1 protein-coding gene is annotated in these 254 nt (G+C 40.9%); it reads right to left on the reverse strand.

Features of this window, described 5'->3' with window-relative positions; all coding sequences use genetic code 11:
• A partial coding sequence (locus ABR397_RS23960; RefSeq protein ID WP_350307866.1) for a hemagglutinin repeat-containing protein occupies window positions 1-254 on the reverse strand: 254 nt, incomplete at both ends.

A 254-nucleotide genomic window follows, 5' to 3' on the forward strand; every position in this document is an offset into this window, starting at 1 on the left:
GTTAATGACAGAATAAGCCAGGGACGGTAATGTGATATTTCTTCCGGCGGATAATAATGTATTACCGTTAGCCTGTATCTGAACGGCTTTCCCGTTAATATCCCCGCCACTCATGATACTGATATTATTCTTTGCGGTGATTTTGCTGTTGAGCTCTGTTGAGTCTAGAGGCAGGATATGATCTTGATAGGTTAATTCTGCGGAGCTCAAATCAATATCTTTTGCTGCGCTTAAATAAATATCTTTCCCCGAAG

The sequence above is a fragment of the Photorhabdus viridis genome (assembly GCF_040256935.1).
Lineage (GTDB): Bacteria > Pseudomonadota > Gammaproteobacteria > Enterobacterales > Enterobacteriaceae > Photorhabdus > Photorhabdus viridis.